Genomic DNA, 18,801 nt, shown 5'->3' on the forward strand with positions numbered 1-18,801 from the left:
GCACTTTTACATTTTGAGGGGGAGAAAGACATGAGTGAAACTCAGGATAATAAACCAATGAAAGCAGCTAAACCTGCCAAAGCAAAACATAATCAAAATAAAAAGAAAAAAAAGAAAGGTTTTGTCTGGAATATAAGGAACAAACTATTGGTCTCCTTCCTGGCCGTACTGCTTCTGCCAAGCTTGGCAATCGGCTTGATCACACTAACGATGGCTGAAGATGGCGTACAAGGACAATTAGTGGATAGTGCCATGCAAAGTGTGAGCACTGCCAATACCATTGTAGAAAGCCAAGTGAAATACAAGATTCATGACATTAACTATTTCGCGGATGCCCTTGATCCGAACTTGGTCAAAGGAGAGAACGATAGTCCCGAGCTTCAGTTGAAGCTGGAGCAATACCTGGGCTTGCATCCCGATGCCATGAATATTTTTGTAGGAACAACAGACGGAGTCATGGTTCGAGGTAAACCAACAGCGAGCAGCACACGGGGAGATGCATACGATCCTAGGGAGCGGGAGTGGTACAAACTAGCGATGGAAAAGCCAGGTACAGCTGTTGTATCCGCTGTGTCTGTTAATACCGATGGTGTTGCAGTTGTGTTTATCTCCAAAACATTAAAGGACCAATCCGGTGTTGTCGGTTTGTCTCTCGACCTGACAGACCTGCAAGAACAGGCATCCATTAAGGTGGGCAAAGAAGGCTACGTCATTATTATGGATGCAAACAAAAACTATGTTGTATCCCCTGTAGCAGATGCAGGTACGCCGGAAACGAGCGGCTTGCTGGATGAAATGTATGAAGGTCCAGAAGGTCAATTCGATTACGTGTACAACGATCAGCCGAAGATGATGATTTTTTCAACAAATGAAGCAACAGGCTGGAAAATTGCCGGCACGATGCTCAAGAGTGAAGTAACTAATGCAAGTAAGGATATTCGCATGGCCACATTTATTGTTATTCTGGCGGCTACGTTCCTTACACTCCTCTTTATTATATGGTTTACACGCTCCATGCTGCGTCCAATTAAACGACTGCAGGAATCTGCCAGAGCCGTGAGCAAAGGTGACTTGACCGTGAAAATGGAAACAGGGCGTAAAGATGAAGTCGGAGAACTGGCGAAGTATTTTGAACGTATGGTCGATAACCTGCGGATGATGATTCTGGGCGTACAGGAAACGACAGAGCAGGTATCTGCTTCTTCTCAAGAGTTGTCTGCCAGTGCAGAACAAACTACCAAAGCGATTGAACATTCAACACTGGCCATTCAGGAACTGGCTGAAGGTGCAGAGCAGCAGGTAAACAGCGTGAAAGACGGATCGGGACAGATGAGCCGAATGGCAGAAGATGTTCGAATGATGTCGGAGCGTGTACAATCGATTACGGCAAATATGCGGCATACGTCCGGAGCGGCTTCATCTGGGAATGAGGCAGCAGGACAGGCTGTGGAGCAGATGAACAGTATCCAGGAAACGGTGGAGCAGCTGGGGACGGTGGTTCAATCTCTGAATGCCCGTTCCGTTGAGATTGGTAGCATGGTTGATGTCATTGCATCCATCTCCAAACAAACGAACTTGCTCGCATTAAATGCTTCTATTGAAGCGGCAAGAGCGGGGGATGCGGGTCGTGGGTTTGCAGTTGTAGCTGGTGAGGTACGTAAACTGGCAGAAGAATCCGGAAGTTCGGCAGCGCAGATCGGTGAGGTGGTTCATAATATCCGTCAGGACATGGATGCCGCTCTGATCGCCATGAATGCAGCACAGACTCGGGTGGGAGAAGGAATTCAGGCTGTGAATACGTCAGGACAATCCTTTGCTCAGATTCGGGAGGCGGTGGAAGATGCTGTTCATACATTGGATGACTTGTCCGCAACAACAAAGCAACTGGAGAGTGGTGCATCCCACGTTGCCAAGGCGATGAGTGATATTTCGAATGTGACCCAGGAATCGGCTGCGAATACAGAATCCGTGTCGGCATCTTCGCAAGAACAACTGGCATCGGTAGAAGAGATTGCATCATCCTCGGCACATCTGAATAGCATGGCGGAACAATTACAAGGATTGCTTGGCATGTTCAAGATGGTGGAGGACACACCGAAGGATAAGGGCAAAGAATAAAATCTAACATTGGAACGCCATAATTCACCACATCTTTTATAATAGAAGAAAATAAAGATAGACAATGTTCCTGTTGCCCTGTATAAATATATCGTCTGGTTATTCCGCGCATATAAATAATATATTGATACAGGGTACAGCAGGAGGCTCTATGGTATACGTAGCAATACTGATTTTTGTAGTGACGATCACCTTGGTGATCTGGCAACCTCGTGGATTGGGTATCGGTTGGACTGCCTCTGGTGGGGCATTACTTGCCCTATTGTGTGGAGTCGTCAGCTTAAACGATGCCTCGGATGTGGCATCCATTGTATGGAATGCAACGCTGGCTTTTGTCGGCATTATTATGATTTCTCTCATTCTCGACGAGACGGGTTTCTTCGAATGGGCTGCGCTTCATATGGCGAGGCTGGCTGGAGGAGACGGTCGCAGACTGTTTTTCTACTCCATTCTGTTGGGAGCCGCGGTGTCTGCTCTGTTCGCGAATGACGGTGCCGCGCTTATTCTGACGCCAATTGTGCTGGCAATGGTGCGTGCATTGAAGTTTGATGAGCGTATGGTGCTGGCTTTTGTGATGGCGAGTGGGTTTATCGCCGATACCACGTCGTTACCGCTGGTCGTCAGCAATCTGGTTAACATTGTATCGGCCGATTTCTTTGGTATCACCTTTGTGGAGTATGCGGTACGCATGGTTGTACCCAATCTGTTCTCAATCGTAGCGAGTACGGGGATGTTGTTTTTGTTCTATCGCAAAAGCATCCCCCTTCGCTACGACATCTCCGCTGCACGTGACCCGAAGGAAGCGATACGTGATCCACGGATGTTCCGAATCGCCTGGTTCATGCTTGGGCTGTTGTTGGTTGCCTATGCATCCAGTGAGTTTCTGCCGATTCCCGTGTCGGTTATCGTTGGCTCCGTTGCGTTGCTGTTCGCTTTATTGGCACGCAAGAGCGAGGCTGTTGATCTGAAACGGGTAATCAAGGAAGCGCCATGGTCGATTGTGGTGTTCTCCGTGGGCATGTATATCGTCGTATATGGACTGCGTAATGCAGGGTTAACGGATCATCTGAGCCGCTGGCTGGATGCCATAGCAGAGCATGGTTTGCTGGCTGCTTCGCTCGGGATGGGAATTATCGCTGCTGTATTATCATCGGTGATGAACAACCTGCCGACCGTGTTGATTAACCTGCTAGCCATCCAGGGCGCACATACCGAAGGTATCATTCAAGAAGCATTGATCTATGCCAATGTCATTGGTTCCGACCTGGGTCCCAAAATGACCCCGATTGGATCACTTGCCACATTGCTGTGGCTGCACGTGTTATCCCGCAAAGGTGTGAAGATCACATGGGGGTATTATTTCAAAGCAGGTATCATCCTGACGATCCCGACAATGTTAATTACCCTGGCCGGGTTGGCATTGTGGTTATGGATTCTAGGTTAGCAAATTAGATTTTACATTGAGTATGAATAAGATAATCTGTTGTAATGTAAAAGGCTGCTCTCACAGCTGGTGCTACGCACTGGCAGCGAGGCAGTTTTTTTATTTCCTGCTTTTGTAACTTCTATAGAAGAAACAGATTTTCTTGCTCTATCAAAGAATCAACAAAGCATTTACATAAGGCCAGCCCACTATAGGGCTGGCCTTCTTTGCCTACTTCCCAGGCAGGAGATTGAGATGCCTGAGATTCAACGAGCACTGACACAGCGAAGGGAAACCGCGATCGTAGTGGAGGGGACGGTATCGATTCTGAAGAAGCGAAGCGTTCGCCTTTGTATCCGAATTTCAACAATTAAGATTATTGATCAAAGAAATTTGGAGACAACAGCGATCAGAAGAACGATCCGTAACCGGAACGGCCACTCAGGGTATCAGCTTACTTCATATATCTATAAGTAAATTTTTTTCATGGAAATCTGGACACAATACGGATTAAAACAACGTCCATTCCCATAGCGACCACTTCAGCGCCAGATTGAATCCCAGATATTTCAAAATGCTGCCGATATTTTTAACATTGCGTTTACAAAACACTGATTTTAAGATGACATACTGAAACTACAATGAGTAAAGAGTTGATGGTGAACAAACAAATTCACAAAACGCCATCACTACATTGGGGGAGGAAAACAAAACATGTTTAAAAAGTTGCCGTTTATTTTGATGACCTTAACGTTCGTACTGGTTCTCGCAGCATGCGGATCGAAAAATGACGCTGGTACAGAGGGTGCCGCAAGCAATGGATCAGGAGAAGCTGCTACTGAGCTTAGCGGTAACATTCTGGCAGTCGGATCGACAGCATTGCTACCTCTGGTTGAACAAGCTGGACAGAAATTTATGGCAGTTGATGAATATAAGAACGTAACGGTTCAAGTTCAAGGTGGCGGTAGTGGTACTGGTTTGACACAAGTATCTGACGGACAAGCTACAATCGGTAACTCTGATGTATTTGCAGAAGAGAAACTGGAGGACGAAGCCAAAGTAAAAGAATTGGTTGACCATCAAGTAGCAGTAGTAGCTATGGCGCCAGTTAGCAACAAAGATGCAGGTGTAGAAGATTTGACGAAGCAACAACTGGTCGACATCTTCTCCGGTAAAGTAACGAACTGGAAAGACGTTGGCGGCGCGGATAAAGCAATTGTTATTGTAAACCGTCCGAGCAGTTCCGGTACTCGTGCAACTTTCGAGAAGTATGCATTGGGTGCAAAAATGGGTGATATCCAAGGTTCGATTCAAGAAGATTCTTCTGGTAACGTAAAAAAATTGGTATCTGAAACGCCAGGTGCTATTGGTTACCTCGCCTTGTCTTACTTGGATGACAGCTTGCAAGTATTGAAATACGAAGGTGTAGAAGCAACAGTTGAGAACGTAGAAGCAGGAACTTATCCAGTATGGGCTTACGAGCACATGTACACAAAAGGTGAGCCTGATGCAGCAACAAAAGCATTCTTGGACTACATCTTGAGTGACGAAATTCAACAAAACGACGTGACAGAACTTGGATACATTCCAATGTCAGGTATGAAAGTAAAACGCGATGCAGCAGGTAATGTGGTTCAGTAATCTTTGAACTTGCGCATACAGCGAAAGAGGCGGACTTAGGTCCCGCCTCTTTACGCGGTTTGCTCTAAAATAATCCCATATTTTGCATTAATTCTACTATAGAAGGATGGTTGTTATGGAACAGACCGAAGGGGGAACGGTAATGAATAACAAGTTGAAACCGCGCCGGCCCTTAAAAGAGAAACATTATTGGGAAGAGTGGACGGGACGGATCTATACGTCGATTTGTGTCGTTTTCCTGATCGTTGTCATGTTTTCCATTGTTTATTTTGTAGCGTCCAAGGGACTATCGACATTTTTCCAAAATGGAATAAGCATCAGCGAATTCCTTGGTGGAAAAACGTGGAATCCGACCGGAGAACCTGCGTTCTACGGGGCATTACCGTTCATCACAGGTTCTTTCATTACAACCTTGCTTGCAGCATTGATCGCAAGTCCGCTTGGCCTGTGTGCAGCGCTATTCATGACAGAGATTGTTCCGGGTAAAGGCAAAAAGATCTTGCAGCCTGCGATTGAACTCTTGTCCGGAATTCCATCCGTTGTATACGGATTTATCGGTCTGAGTGTCATCGTACCTTTGCTTCGCAGTATCTTTGGTGGAACAGGCGTCGGGATTGCAGCCGGATGTCTTGTTCTCGCTGTAATGATTCTCCCTACGGTGACAAGTATTATGGCAGATGCCTTGTCCGCGTTGCCAAAAGGATTGCGTGAATCCTCCTACGCACTGGGTGCCACTCGCTGGCAAACCATCTACCGTGTCATTATTCCAACCACTTTGCCAGCTTTGTTGACAGGTGTCGTTTTGGGTATGGCCCGTGCTTTTGGTGAGGCTCTTGCTGTACAGATGGTTATCGGTAATGCACCGCATGTTCCAACATCCTTGCTCGAATCAGCTTCAACATTAACAAGTGTAATTACACTCAGCATGGGTAACACCACGATGGGTTCTGTTCATAACAATGCACTGTGGAGTATGGCGCTTGTCCTGTTGGTGATGACATTTGTCTTCGTCATTCTGGTTCGCCTGCTTGAAAGGAGAAACCGGGTATGAAAATGAAGGCAAAGACGGTAGATAAAATTGCAACATCCGTTATCGTTGTACTGGCCCTGTTCATTGTTATTCTATTGCTCGGTCTGCTTGGCTTCATCATGTATAGAGGCATTGGGCATATTAGCTGGAACTTCCTGACAAGCGCACCACAGTTGCTTAAGGGTGGCGGCGGGATTGGTCCACAGCTCTTCAACTCCGTATTCTTGCTTGTCCTGACCTTGATTGTTACCATTCCACTCGGATGGGGTGGCGGGATTTACATGGCGGAATACGCCAAGCCAGGCAAGATTACCAGCTTCATTCGTCTGGTCGTTGAAGTATTGTCATCATTCCCGTCCATCGTTATCGGTTTGTTTGGTCTCTTGCTGTTAGTAAATCAATTTGGTCTTGGTTTCTCCCTAATCTCGGGTGCCTTGGCTCTGGCGATCTTTAACTTGCCACTGATGGTACGGACAACGGAGCAGGCCTTCCGGGCCGTTCCGAAGGAACAGAAGGAAGCAGGTCTGGCGCTTGGACTGTCCAAGTGGAAGATTATCACTTCGATTCTGTTGCCTGTGGCATTGCCGAGCTTGATTACGGGTACGATCCTGGCATCGGGCCGGATCTTCGGTGAAGCAGCCGCGCTGATGTTCACCGCAGGTATGAGTAGTCCACCATTGGACTTTACAGATTGGAATCCCACGAGTCCAAGATCACCGCTTAATCCTTTCCGTCCGGCAGAGACACTTGCTGTCCATATCTGGAAAGTGAACAGTGAAGGTATTGGGCCAGATTCCAAAGAAGTGGCAGCAGGGGCATCCGCCGTGCTTGTCATTCTCGTGCTGGCGTTCAATCTAAGTGCACGCTGGATCGGTCGGGTTGTATTCCGCCGCATGACAGCTTCGAAATAAGGAGGAACCAACATGGCCATACCTTTTGGTACGGAACAGTTAAGCATATATTATGGACATTTCCAGGCGGTCAAGCAGATTAGCCTGACGTTTCCTGAAGCAAGCGTAACGGCTCTTATTGGGCCGTCTGGTTGCGGTAAATCCACGTTCCTCCGGTCACTCAACCGGATGAACGACGAGATTGCCGGTTCCCGTACAGAGGGACATATCTGGATGGACGGGAACGATCTGAATGAGCCTGGAACCGATGTAATCAAGCTTCGCCAGAAGATTGGCATGGTGTGGCAGAAGCCGAACCCTTTTCATAAGTCCATCTACAACAATATCGCGTTTGGCCCCCGCTACCGTGGTACGAAGAGTAAGAAGGCACTGGATGAAATTGTGGAAAAAAGCTTGCGTCGTGCTGCGCTCTGGGACGAAGTAAAAGACAGACTGCATGAATCAGCTCTGTCTCTCTCTGGCGGACAACAGCAGCGCCTATGTATCGCTCGCGCTTTGTCTGTTGAACCACAGATCCTGCTGCTCGATGAGCCGGCATCTGCACTTGACCCGGTATCTACGGGTAAAGTTGAAGAGTTGATTACGGAGCTCAAGAAGGAGCTGCGGATTGTTATTGTTACCCATAACATGCAGCAGGCGGCACGCATCTCGGATTACACGGCTTATTTCTATCTGGGAAGCATGGTTGAGCACGGGGATACAGAGCATATTTTCACGAACCCGGACAATCGTCTGACGCAAGAATACATTATGGGTCGTTTCGGTTAATTGGATCATGGAGTGTAACATAGAGTAATAGACAGAGAAATTAAGAAATAATAAAGACAAAAGAAAGCACAATGCCTGGACGGTTGTTCGGGGGTTGTGCTTTTTTAATTTTATTTTGGAAGAATTTGCTGTATATAAAGCAACCATGCTACGATATTTAGTAATAGGAGAACGTTTACATTACTTTGAAGGAGATGTTGATCATCGCTACAGATCAGATGTCTTACGACCATATGGCAGCTCAGATTATACAGAACTACACTATTGAGAAACCTGTCGTATCTTATATTCGCCACAATGAGAATCTGACGTATCATGTCGTCGATGAAGCAAGCGGGCAGAAGTATCTGCTACGTATCCATCAAGCCGCATATGCAAGTATGACAGGCATTCAGCATACACTTCCTGCGCTGGAGGCAGAGATGAATCTACTTCATGAGTTAAATGAAACGACAGCATTGCGCGTGCAGCATCCGGTACGGAATGTATCGGGAGAGTGGGTAACGGTATGGACAAGTGAGGCAGGGAAAGAAATCTGCTGTACAGTACTGGAGTGGATTGAGGGAAGGGACATCCAGCAGGGAGAACGCCTGACAACAGAACAGATCTATGATCTTGGGGTACAATTGCAGATGCTTCATCAATATGGGCGTGAGCAGGATCAGACAGATCGAACAAAGGTACGGCCGGCATATGGCAATGCCCACGAGAACTTGGTCATGCTCGGGCAGTTAGAGGAAGGCGTCCGACTGGGGATTTTTACAACGGAAGACTTTGATCTGCTTCGAGAAACGTTCGAGAACATTAATGAACAACTGGCAACGTACCCGCAGCATGCGGAGACATGGGGGATCATTCATGGGGATATTACTCGCAACAATCTGCTGATAACGGAGCAGGGCATATCCATGATTGATTTTTGTCTACACGGTTATGGTTATTATCTTTTCGATGCCGGAGGGGCAGCACTTATGTTCAATCGGGAGGAACGTGACATATTCCTATCCGGTTATACCCAACAGATCGCACCACTGACGGATCGTGATATTCGATTGATGGAAGGGTTCATGTTGATCTTTACACTGGGTTATTATGCCTTTCAGATGGCGAACGAGTCGAGGCACGAATGGATGAAAGATCGCATGCCGAAGCTGTGCAGCAAGTATTGTAGACCCTATGTACAGAACGAGAGCATCTTCTATGAGTTATGAGGTGTTTCCTTTTCTAGGAGCTATAACTTAGGATTAAGATTGTGAATTTTACTTGGGCGTCCTGAACAATCGGGGTGCTCTTTTTGCATGCATTAGATAACGATCTTAATGGACATTTATGAAGAAAGTATAAACTCTGAGGAGAGTCAACTTTTCTTAGCTACAATATAGTCATGGGAGGATGAAGCAGCGATGAGAGACAGCGAGAATATATTGCTGGTGGAGGATGATCCGGAGATTGCCCGTATTTTGAGAGATCATCTACGTCATGAGGGATATGGGGTAACTTGGGCATCAAGCGGTTTGGAGAGCTGGGAAGACTTTAGGGAGGGAACCTATCAATTAGTCTTGTTGGATCTGATGCTGCCGGAAATGGATGGGTTCACGGTATGCAAAAACATTAGACTGATCAGCGATGTTCCGCTGCTCATGATGAGTGCTCGAATCGAGGAAGAGAGCAAAGTCAGGGGGCTTGGGCTGGGAGCTGACGATTATATTACGAAGCCCTTCAGTCTAACGGAACTTACAGCTCGCATTAAATCTCATCTGAATAGGTACCGCAGATATCAGGGCGTAGAGCCGGATTCAACAGATAGACAGTATAACGATGGGTTATCGATTGATTATTTGAATCAGCGCGCACAGGTTCATGGAGAACATGTGGCACTAACCAACAAGGAATGGGCTTTGCTCATACTGCTTGCTTCTCATCCTGGCCGGGTGTTTACCAAGGCGGAACTGTATGAACATGTCTGGAGTCAGCCAGAGGCGGGGAACTCGAGTACAGTCACAGTTCATGTGAAGAGCCTTCGGGCCAAGCTTGGTGACGAGCCCCATCATCCACGCTGGATTCAGACGGTGTGGGGCAGTGGTTACCGGTTCGTGGGGGAGCCTGAGGAATGAAGTTGAAGTACTGGTTAATGCTTGCCTTCCTCATTGTAATGTTGCTGCCTGTCGCTGCTGGGTGGGCGCTGTACTCCCTGTATAACTATTACAATGATCAGCGTGCCGTAACGGAATATGTAGAGTTGTCCAGACAATTGGCTCCTATTGAACTGGCTTTATCTGACCCGGGACTGTACCAGCTGCACTCGCCTGATGCTTTCGCTGCACTCTCCGAATTGGAGAATGGTCGGGTGAACTTTGATCTGTATTTACCAACAGGGATTCGGGTGTACACATCAGGGGGGAGTACATGGTCTGCTGGAGCTTACACCGTTGGGGGGGCGGAGCTGTATCGTAATTTGTACAACTTACAGATTCGTCATCGTACATTCTCGTTGAAGAAACCCGTATGGGAAAAAGGTGAGTTGGTGGGCATTTACGAAATCGTTATGCTGCGTGGAGATTGGCTGGAAGGCATATCCTTGCGGACTACCTGGGTCATGAGTCTCGCTGCTACTTTCTTTATCCTGTTATACGGAACAGTGCTGTGGCTACTATCCCGAAAGCTCTTTCGGCCGATGAAATATCTTATAGAACGAATGGAAGCTTTTGCACGGGGAGAGGCTTCTACGGATGTGGTACCTGTTCGTCATGATGAAATGGGCATCTTGCTCCAACAGTTTGATGCAATGCAAGACAAGATCAGACATACTCAGGCCGATGTGGAGAGGGAGCAAAAAGAAAAAGAGCTCATGATCGCCTCGTTATCCCATGATCTGAAAACACCGTTGATGTCCATTAGTGCCTATACGGAAGTACTTAACGGTGATCGTCAACTGAAACGCCTTGAAAGGCAGGAATATCAGGATGTGCTGCTCGGAAATGTGGAGCGGATGAAACAGATGATTAGTGAACTTGAGATGTATACGGCGCTGGGTTCCAGTGAATCGGAGATGGCCATGGTTAAGGTGGAAGGTGAAGAGTTTTTTGATATGCTGCTTGGGAGCTATGAGGGACTTGCCGAGCGTGGTCAGATTGACGTGAAGATGGATGTCCGCACAGATCAACTGTACCGAGTTCATCCCGAACAACTGATGCGCCTGACAGATAATCTGATAAATAATGCACTACGCCACACAAGGACGAACGGTGTAATGGGACTAGGGGTTATTGCTTCAGATTGGGAGCTTCCTGAATGGATTATTCCTTCGCTTAGAGCTGAATTGGATAACTACAGGGCGGGAGCAACATTGATCATAGTACAAAACGAAGGTCCTGCTATTCCTGAAGAACAGCTCATTCGTATCTTCGAACCCTATGTTCAACACCAGAATCAGGAGGAGAAGACGTATGCAGGTGGTTCGGGATTGGGATTGAGTATAGCCAAACGGGTTGCAATAAAGCACGGAGGGGATATGCGCATGTGGTCATACGAAGGATATGGAACGCTGGCAGCATGCCGATTGCCTGAACATGGAGAATGTAAACGCAGAGAGGGTGGATAAGATGATGAAAAAAGGATGGATGATGCTGGGTACTGCTGTGTTGGCAGGCGCCCTGCTTGGAGGTTGCGCGGAGAGGGATATGCTGGCTATGTCAGGAGATGAGATGATTGAGAAGGTTGTCTCAGCAGAAACAGAACCCGCCTCGTATTATGCAGAAGGTGTGATGAAGATATGGGCGGATGACAAGCTGACTAACACGATGCAAATTAAGGAATGGGTAGATGGTGAAACCGGACGAAAGCGCACGGAAACATCAGAGAATGGCAATGTCAGTTACGCAGTTAATGATGGAAAGAAGATTATCATATATGAAAAAGAAACAGGGGCAGCATATTCCATGGATGCATCATCCGTGTCACAACAACCTAATCAAACCCAGAAGCAAATATTGCTCGATCAACTAGAGCGGTTACGTACTACGCATGATGTGAATATGATGGGACAGGAGAAACTTCATGGACAGGACGTCATTCATATTGAATTGACACCAAAAGAAGAAGGCGCATTCTCCATATCTTCAGAGTATTGGGTAGATCCCAAAACGTGGATGATTGTCAAAGTAAACAGCGCGTATGGGGATGGAAAATCAGAAATGGTCTATGATCCGATTCAGTATGACCCTGAATTCACAAAGGATACTTTCGTAATTGACATCCCTAAGGAGGTCGATGTGAAGGACTTGAACGATATGATGCAGAATTCCGAAGTGAGCCTAGAGGAAGCGGAAGAAGCGTTGGAACAGCCGTTCCTACAGGACATGAGTGGAGAATTCGAACTATCACGGATCGAAATGTCTACATTGCACGGTGAGCTGAGCAGAGATGAAGTAACCTTGTATTATGTAAGTAACGACAAGGTAGAAGTCAGCCTGACGGTATTCAAGATGCCAGAAGAAAATGTGGACGATACACTAATGCCGGATGAAGCCAAGATTAAGGTTCGTAACACCGAGGGTTCATATATGAAGAGCATTCGGAACATATCATGGAGTGAGAATGGCTTGCGGTACTCTATCATGGGTGAAAACGAAGGATGGACAAAGGCAAAGCTGCAAGCTTGGGCGGAAGAACTGACCCTTCCCAAACCGTCTAGATGAGCTAAAGAATAATAATAAGGTTGCCGCAGAAACGAAGCGGCAGCTTTTTTTGTATATTCTCCTTTTGATGTGGTGGATATCTGGCAAGAGGGCAACTTCACGTTTACAGTTCAATATGCATATTTATAGAAGACAATCTTGATTTGGTGATGGAGGCAGGAGAAGGGGGCATCGCTGGATGGCTGTTTTATCAACAGGGCCAATTGAAAATAATATAGTGGTGGGAAGCGGTGAGCGTCCTACACAGAGAATTACAGTGAAATTAGACAATTGGAGTCTCACTAGTTTCTCTACCGTTCTGGTTCAAGGCTATTATTTGAATGGGGTTCGCACACTATACGTTGAGGAATTGTTTAATGTTTTGCCTAACCAGGTTATAACAAAAGACTATTATGCAGATTTGGATGCATTTGAGTTTATATTTATCACAGGTGATGATACGGAGGATGAAGTTCAGATTTCCGTATGGGGGAAAAACGAGAACGGTCAACTGGTAACGGCACATCGTTTGGTGTCTGAGGAATTGTTAGGAGCGTACCCTGGTCTAGTCGGGGTAACGGGTGCGACTGGAGCCACGGGGACAGCAGGGGTTGCGGGAACAACTGGTCCTACAGGGGTTACAGGCGTTACAGGACTGACAGGAGTTACTGGTCCTCCTGGAGGAACTACGGGATCGACGGGAGAGACCGGTGTCACTGGGACCACAGGAGAGACAGGGTCTACTGGAGCCACGGGAGTTACCGGGAGCACGGGAGGGACAGGGGCGACCGGAGTCACTGGAGATACATGGGCGACGGGAGTAACTGGAGTTACCGGAGTAACTGGAGATACGGGTGCGACAGGACTTGCAGGAACGACAGGAGTCACTGGTGTTACAGGCGCAACGGGAGTAACAGGAGAGACCGGAGTTACTGGAGATACGGGTGCAACAGGCGTTACAGGAACGACCGGAGATACTGGGTCTACAGGTGCAACGGGAGTAACGGGTGCGACCGGAGCTACTGGAGATACAGGTGCCACAGGCGTAACGGGTGCGACCGGAGCTACTGGTGCTACGGGTGCAACGGGAGTTACGGGAAACACGGGAGTTACTGGGGTTACAGGCGCGACAGGCGTAACGGGTGCGACCGGAGTAACTGGAGATACGAGTGCAACAGGCGTAACGGGGACGACCGGAGTCACTGGAGATACGGGGGCAACAGGCGTTACAGGAACGACGGGATTCACTGGTGTTACAGGAGCGACAGGACTGACGGGAGCGACCGGAGTCACTGGTGTTACAGGAGTGACCGGACTGACGGGGACGACGGGAGTCACTGGTGTTACAGGAGCAACAGGACTGACGGGAACGACGGGAGTCACTGGTGTTACAGGAGCGACCGGACTGACGGGAACGACGGGAGTCACAGGGGTTACAGGTGCGACAGGTGCGACGGGAACAACCGGGACGGCTGGTGTAACGGGAGCAACGGGAGCGACCGGAGTCACTGGGGCTACAGGTGCGACAGGCGTGACGGGAACAACCGGGACGGCCGGAGTAACGGGAGCAACGGGAACGACCGGAGTCACTGGGGCTACAGGCGTGACGGGAGCAACCGGGACTGCCGGAGTAACAGGAGCAACGGGTGCTACGGGATCAACTGCAGCTTCGGCTCCGGCAGACTCTTCCTTGTTTGCTGATAGCCAGACCACGGCGTTGGGTCTTTCATTAGTAGCTGAAACGACGATTCAGACACTTAATGTACCTGTAGTGGCAGGTCAACGCGTGAAAATCGATAATAGTACACAAGTAGCAATAGTTGTAGGGTCTAACTGGAGTATTGCGTATAACATTAATCTGAGACGTAACGGAGTTTTAATTAATCAATTGCAACTCTCACGAACCGGTAATGCTGCCGGCACGTTAAGGTTTCTTTCCTCCAACACTTACGTGGATACTGCCCCGGCTACAACGACTAACGCATACACGATAAGTATCCAATTTACAACCACTACAAGCGTCACTAGTGCCTCAGCGGAAGTGAGAAATCTGAATGCTATTCGTTTCAGTTAAAATAGACATCGAACTTATGATAATTACACGTTACTTTTGTTGACATATATGATATTGTACATTACTCTATGGGTATACTTGATCAAAAATTTAGAAATGTACCAATTCGAATCGAATTAAAATAAATACAGCGGATGATAACGAGCGGGAGAGACCTGGGTTAGCCGAGCACAATGGCTAGTGTTCAGGCACCGAAGGAGCAAGCTGCTGCGCACCCGGCGCAGTGGTTAATCTCTCAGGTAAATGTACCATCGTTGGACGCAACTCTGGAGAGTGCGCGAATTGCGCCACCCAAGGGGTATATGATCAGTCAGACCGGTGAACTTGTCTGTAATCGCAGGCAATGCAACTTGTCGTGAGACACTGCTGATCGTGAAACTCTCAGGTATCGAGGACAGAGAGAGGGCCTAAGGCCTTCTTCTGTCCTTTTTTGATGTCATCATATCTAAATAAGGGACATTGTGGATGAAACTCCGGGATCAAAATGACGAATACATTTTACAAATATGAATCATGATTAATAATGGAGGGTTACAAGGTGCGATTTAAAGATGTTTTCTCAATTATTGGTCCGTCGATGACGGGGCCTTCAAGTTCACATACAGCTGGTGCGGCAAGGTTAGGAAGAATTGCTCGTCAGTGGCTGGGATGTACGCCAGATCGTGCCCGGCTGACGTTATACGGTTCATTCGCTGATACGTATCAGGGGCACGGAACAGATCTGGCACTGATCGGCGGTCTGCTGGATTATGTCACAGACGATCCGCGTATCCCGGATGCAGAACAATACGCAGAGGAAGCGGGCATGGAGGTTGAGTTTTATACAAGTGGCCTGCCTGCTCCTCATCCAAATACGGTCAAAATTGAGTTGTGGCATGGAGAACGTGCCTGCTCCTTAATCGGTGCATCCATTGGTGGTGGAAGCGTATCCGTGCATTCGATGAATGATTTTCGTGTTCAGATTAGTGGTGAGTTTCCAACACTCGTTCTGCGGCATGCGGATAAAGCGGGCGTACTCGCGTCAGTGACGTCCACGATCAGTTCATCCGGGGTTAACATCGGGTATATGCAGGTGGACCGGAAAGCCCGTGATGGCGAAGCACTTACCGCGATGGAAATGGATGGTGTGCCTAATCCTGATATGCTCAAGCGTCTAAAAGAGCTGGACCATGTGCTGGACATTCGTGTTATAGATTTGAAGAGAGGAGTTGATTCGGATGCGGTTTAAACATTTGCACGAACTGAATACGATCTGTACAGCAGAATCCAAAACCATTGCTCAGCTGATGATCGAGGAGCAGGTTCAGGAGACCAATACACCGGAAGCGGATGTTGTGAAGCAGATGTCTGAATATTATCAGGTGATGAAGGAAGCGGTACGCAAAGGGTTAACGGAAGATACAACATCACGCAGTGGGTTAACGGGTGGAGACGGTAAAAAAATGGCCGAGTACATTCGCAAGGGTGAGACTTGTTCAGGAGATGCTTCCGCACTTGCCATGGCGTATGCCCTGTGTGTATCTGAAGTGAATGCTTCCATGGGTCGGATCGTGGCAACACCAACAGCCGGTTCCTGCGGCATCATCCCCGGTGTGTTTATTAGCTCACAGGATCGATTTGGATGGACGGACGAACATTTAGTGAACGGGTTGTTCTGTGCGGGAGCGATTGGTTATGTTATTGCCAACAATTCATTTATCTCCGGTGCCGAAGGTGGCTGTCAGGCGGAAGTGGGTTCCGCTATTGGCATGGCTGCGGGTGCCATGGTTGAACTGCGTGGAGGTACACCGGAACAGGTCGTTCATGCCGTTGGTTTGGCGTTAAAAAATACACTGGGCCTTATCTGCGATCCGGTCGCAGGCCTCGTTGAAATCCCGTGCATCGTCCGTAATGGACTGGGTGCAGTCACGGCGCTGGCTGCGGCTGACATGGCCCTGGCCGGAGTGCGTAGTGCCATTCCGTCAGATGAAGTCATCGACGTTATGCTGGAAGTAGGTAGTGCGATGCCGAGCCGTCACCGGGAAACAGCCCAAGGCGGACTGGCTCAGACGCCAACCGGCCGCAAAATGATGCAAAAGCTGGCTAAACCAAAGGCAAAGCGTGCAGAGCCTGAGCCGGAGTCGAAGCCAGCAGATTCTGACACAACTACAAGTGGGGCGGACAATGCTCAAGTGGACAAGGATACTCAGGTTTAAGCTGAACCGGGACCACCTATATATAAATCAGTGACATTATTATGTATAACGGCGAATACAAAAATACAAAAACAAGCGTCCGCGAACCCGAATCCGGGTTATGCAGGACGCTTGTTTTATGCTGCAGATGAAGCGAAGATAGGCTACTTAGATGTGGCTCAGACGTATGTGTATTATAACTCTAGTCCTGGCTCACAGCCGTACTTAATACGGCATATCCATACGCGGGCAGTTCAATGGAGAGTACGCCATCTTCCTTGGCGGTACGATGGTTTCCGCCGAATAACTCGGTCCATTCCTCGTCACCGGCCTCCAGCTCGACAATAGCCGTCTCTTCTGATCGATTGAACAGAACCAGAATTCGTTCCTCCTTACTTTGCCGCTCCAATACCAGTTGGCTGCCATCGGGACGAGCCTGCAGAAAACGGACGGTGCCTTCTGCACGCAGGGCAGGATGAGCATGACGCAAGGAGATCAGTTTCTGATAAAAGTCGAACAACTCTCGGTCCTGCTTCGCTTCATCCCATTCCATGCATTTACGGCAGCCCGGATCATGTTCACCGTCCATGCCAATCTCGTCTCCGTAATAGATGCATGGCGCACCCATGTAACTGAACTGGAATAACGCAGCCAGCTTCATCTTGCGCTGGTCGCCTTCACACAGCGTGAGCAGCCGCGGGGTATCATGGCTGTCGAGCAAGTTAAACGCCACTTCGCTGGTCTGGAGCGGATAACGGGATAACTGTCGCCCGATGGAGTTTGCGAATTGTTCGGCGTGCATTGTATTTTTCACAAAGAAAGCATTCACGGCATCGGTAAACGGATAGTTCATGGATGCATCGAACTGGTCACCTTGCAGCCAGGAAGAAGACTCGTTCCATACTTCGCCCAGAATGTAGGCATCCGGATTAGCCGCTTTGACTACACGGCGGAAATCACGCCAGAATGCATCGTCCACTTCGTCTGCCACATCCAGCCGCCATCCGTCCGCACCCACTTCCTTGATCCAATACTCGGCAACCTCCAGCAGATAGGCCTTCACCTCGGCATTCTCCGTATTGAGCTTTGGCATATGCGCTTCGAATCCGAAGGTCTCATACGTTGGAATGCCATCCTTCACGTCCAGCGGGTATTCGTGTACATGGAACCAGTCCTTGTATTTGGATTGTTCTCCGTTCTTCTGCACATCCACAAACGGCGCAAATGTCTTCCCGGAATGGTTGAACACAGCATCCAGAAGTACGCGAATTCCACGTGCATGGCACAGCTCGACCAGTCTTTTCACGGTGTCTGCGTCACCAAAGTGCCGGTCTACCCGCAGATAGTCCTCGGTATCGTATTTGTGATTGGTGGTGGCTTCGAAGATGGGTGTGAAGTAGATCGCATTAATGCCAAGATCGCTGATGTAATCCAGATGGTCGATCACGCCCTGAAGGTCACCGCCGAAGAAATTGAAAGGTGTTGGCTCACCGCCCCACGGCTCTACCTTTTCCGGACTAATATCCGGGTTGCCGTTGGCGAATCGTTCGGGAAAAATCTGATAGAACACCGCATCCTTAACCCACGCAGGGGTTGTGAATACAGCTCCGGCATGAATATAAGGGAACTGGAACATACGACCCGGATCGTCCGGTTCTTCTTCCTGGAAGCCCGTCTCGGTCATCCAGATCTGTTCGTCTCCGTTTCTGAGCAGAAAAGAGTATTTCAGTCGGTGGTAGGGAGGCTTCACCTCACCCTCGTAATAATCGAACATGGAGTCAGAGGTGAACTTTGTTAAAGGAACCAGCGCTTTGGTTGCATCCCACGAATATTTATCCCCGGTCAGGGCATGTACCTCGGTCAGATCATTCTTTTTGGCACGCAAACGCAGATGGATTGTATCTTGGTCATAGGCATAGGCCCAGTTTCGTTTCGGTTGATGATAGATGGCTTCCAGCAGCATAATGAATTTCCTCCCGTCAGGTG

General features: G+C 48.4%; 15 protein-coding genes and 2 riboswitches. Of the genes, 14 read left to right on the top strand and 1 reads right to left on the bottom strand.

The genetic code is table 11. From position 1 onward, the window contains the following. The first annotated feature begins 30 nt into the window (after window positions 1-30). From ACE04G_RS10850 to sdaAA, 14 genes are all read left to right on the top strand, one after another. A complete protein-coding gene (locus tag ACE04G_RS10850; RefSeq protein ID WP_449004324.1) occupies window positions 31-2,118 on the top strand; it encodes a methyl-accepting chemotaxis protein in 2,088 nt (695 codons plus the stop codon). Between the two features lie 151 nt (window positions 2,119-2,269). Next, a complete protein-coding gene (locus ACE04G_RS10855; protein WP_339306608.1) occupies window positions 2,270-3,562 on the top strand; it encodes an arsenic transporter in 1,293 nt (430 codons plus the stop codon). Window positions 3,563-3,796: 234 nt separating this feature from the next. Next, window positions 3,797-4,018, top strand: coding sequence for a hypothetical protein (locus tag ACE04G_RS10860; protein ID WP_339306610.1), 222 nt, complete (start codon window positions 3,797-3,799; stop codon window positions 4,016-4,018). Window positions 4,019-4,255: 237 nt separating this feature from the next. Continuing rightward, window positions 4,256-5,182 carry a phosphate ABC transporter substrate-binding protein PstS family protein gene (locus tag ACE04G_RS10865; protein WP_237177637.1) on the top strand — a complete coding sequence of 309 codons (927 nt, stop codon included), beginning with the start codon at window positions 4,256-4,258 and terminating at the stop codon, window positions 5,180-5,182. Window positions 5,183-5,297: 115 nt separating this feature from the next. Continuing rightward, window positions 5,298-6,233, top strand: a complete 936-nt coding sequence (pstC, locus tag ACE04G_RS10870) for a phosphate ABC transporter permease subunit PstC (protein ID WP_017690972.1) — start codon at window positions 5,298-5,300, stop codon at window positions 6,231-6,233. Between the two features lie 2 nt (window positions 6,234-6,235). After that, window positions 6,236-7,123, top strand: a complete 888-nt coding sequence (gene pstA / locus ACE04G_RS10875; protein ID WP_026081329.1) for a phosphate ABC transporter permease PstA — start codon at window positions 6,236-6,238, stop codon at window positions 7,121-7,123. Window positions 7,124-7,135: 12 nt separating this feature from the next. Continuing rightward, window positions 7,136-7,891, top strand: coding sequence for a phosphate ABC transporter ATP-binding protein PstB (gene pstB / locus ACE04G_RS10880; RefSeq protein WP_145152038.1), 756 nt, complete (start codon window positions 7,136-7,138; stop codon window positions 7,889-7,891). A gap of 194 nt (window positions 7,892-8,085) precedes the next feature. Next, the gene (locus tag ACE04G_RS10885) at window positions 8,086-9,102 is read left to right on the top strand and encodes a phosphotransferase enzyme family protein (protein ID WP_449004352.1); all 1,017 of its coding nucleotides are present in this window, start codon (window positions 8,086-8,088) and stop codon (window positions 9,100-9,102) included. A 192-nt stretch (window positions 9,103-9,294) separates the two neighbouring features. Then, window positions 9,295-10,005 (top strand): response regulator transcription factor, encoded by a 711-nt coding sequence (locus tag ACE04G_RS10890; RefSeq protein ID WP_047840351.1) that lies wholly within the window; start codon window positions 9,295-9,297, stop codon window positions 10,003-10,005. Beyond that, the gene (locus tag ACE04G_RS10895; RefSeq protein WP_221823948.1) at window positions 10,002-11,492 is read left to right on the top strand and encodes a sensor histidine kinase; all 1,491 of its coding nucleotides are present in this window, start codon (window positions 10,002-10,004) and stop codon (window positions 11,490-11,492) included. Before ACE04G_RS10890 ends, ACE04G_RS10895 begins: the two co-directional genes overlap by 4 nt. Window position 11,493: 1 nt before the next feature. Continuing rightward, window positions 11,494-12,588 carry a LolA family protein gene (locus ACE04G_RS10900; RefSeq protein ID WP_486094424.1) on the top strand — a complete coding sequence of 365 codons (1,095 nt, stop codon included), beginning with the start codon at window positions 11,494-11,496 and terminating at the stop codon, window positions 12,586-12,588. A 178-nt stretch (window positions 12,589-12,766) separates the two neighbouring features. After that, the gene (locus tag ACE04G_RS10905; protein WP_449004326.1) at window positions 12,767-14,641 is read left to right on the top strand and encodes a collagen-like triple helix repeat-containing protein; all 1,875 of its coding nucleotides are present in this window, start codon (window positions 12,767-12,769) and stop codon (window positions 14,639-14,641) included. Between the two features lie 135 nt (window positions 14,642-14,776). Then, window positions 14,777-14,901, top strand: a riboswitch (glycine riboswitch). 4 nt (window positions 14,902-14,905) lie between these two features. Next, window positions 14,906-15,041: riboswitch (glycine riboswitch) on the top strand. A 138-nt stretch (window positions 15,042-15,179) separates the two neighbouring features. Then, a complete protein-coding gene (gene sdaAB / locus ACE04G_RS10910; RefSeq protein WP_036607511.1) occupies window positions 15,180-15,869 on the top strand; it encodes an L-serine ammonia-lyase, iron-sulfur-dependent subunit beta in 690 nt (229 codons plus the stop codon). Then, window positions 15,859-16,836 carry an L-serine ammonia-lyase, iron-sulfur-dependent, subunit alpha gene (gene sdaAA / locus ACE04G_RS10915; RefSeq protein WP_449004327.1) on the top strand — a complete coding sequence of 326 codons (978 nt, stop codon included), beginning with the start codon at window positions 15,859-15,861 and terminating at the stop codon, window positions 16,834-16,836. Before sdaAB ends, sdaAA begins: the two co-directional genes overlap by 11 nt. A gap of 181 nt (window positions 16,837-17,017) precedes the next feature. Here the strand turns inward: sdaAA and ACE04G_RS10920 are convergent, their stop codons facing one another. Then, window positions 17,018-18,778 (bottom strand): alpha-glycosidase, encoded by a 1,761-nt coding sequence (locus ACE04G_RS10920; RefSeq protein ID WP_449004328.1) that lies wholly within the window; start codon window positions 18,776-18,778, stop codon window positions 17,018-17,020. Window positions 18,779-18,801: the final 23 nt, after the last annotated feature.

The organism is Paenibacillus sp. AGC31, assembly GCF_057334655.1.

Excerpts from the sequence above, each read along its gene's own strand:
- ACE04G_RS10850 (WP_449004324.1), top strand. The coding sequence starts at position 31 with ATGAGTGAAACTCAGGATAATAAACCAATGAAAGCAGCTAAACCTGCC.
- ACE04G_RS10855 (WP_339306608.1), top strand. The coding sequence starts at position 2,270 with ATGGTATACGTAGCAATACTGATTTTTGTAGTGACGATCACCTTGGTG.
- ACE04G_RS10860 (WP_339306610.1), top strand. The coding sequence starts at position 3,797 with ATGCCTGAGATTCAACGAGCACTGACACAGCGAAGGGAAACCGCGATC.
- ACE04G_RS10865 (WP_237177637.1), top strand. The coding sequence starts at position 4,256 with ATGTTTAAAAAGTTGCCGTTTATTTTGATGACCTTAACGTTCGTACTG.
- pstC (WP_017690972.1), top strand. The coding sequence starts at position 5,298 with ATGGAACAGACCGAAGGGGGAACGGTAATGAATAACAAGTTGAAACCG.
- pstA (WP_026081329.1), top strand. The coding sequence starts at position 6,236 with ATGAAGGCAAAGACGGTAGATAAAATTGCAACATCCGTTATCGTTGTA.
- pstB (WP_145152038.1), top strand. The coding sequence starts at position 7,136 with ATGGCCATACCTTTTGGTACGGAACAGTTAAGCATATATTATGGACAT.
- ACE04G_RS10885 (WP_449004352.1), top strand. The coding sequence starts at position 8,086 with ATGTTGATCATCGCTACAGATCAGATGTCTTACGACCATATGGCAGCT.
- ACE04G_RS10890 (WP_047840351.1), top strand. The coding sequence starts at position 9,295 with ATGAGAGACAGCGAGAATATATTGCTGGTGGAGGATGATCCGGAGATT.
- ACE04G_RS10895 (WP_221823948.1), top strand. The coding sequence starts at position 10,002 with ATGAAGTTGAAGTACTGGTTAATGCTTGCCTTCCTCATTGTAATGTTG.
- ACE04G_RS10900 (WP_486094424.1), top strand. The coding sequence starts at position 11,494 with ATGATGAAAAAAGGATGGATGATGCTGGGTACTGCTGTGTTGGCAGGC.
- ACE04G_RS10905 (WP_449004326.1), top strand. The coding sequence starts at position 12,767 with ATGGCTGTTTTATCAACAGGGCCAATTGAAAATAATATAGTGGTGGGA.
- sdaAA (WP_449004327.1), top strand. The coding sequence starts at position 15,859 with ATGCGGTTTAAACATTTGCACGAACTGAATACGATCTGTACAGCAGAA.
- ACE04G_RS10920 (WP_449004328.1), bottom strand. The coding sequence starts at position 18,778 with ATGCTGCTGGAAGCCATCTATCATCAACCGAAACGAAACTGGGCCTAT.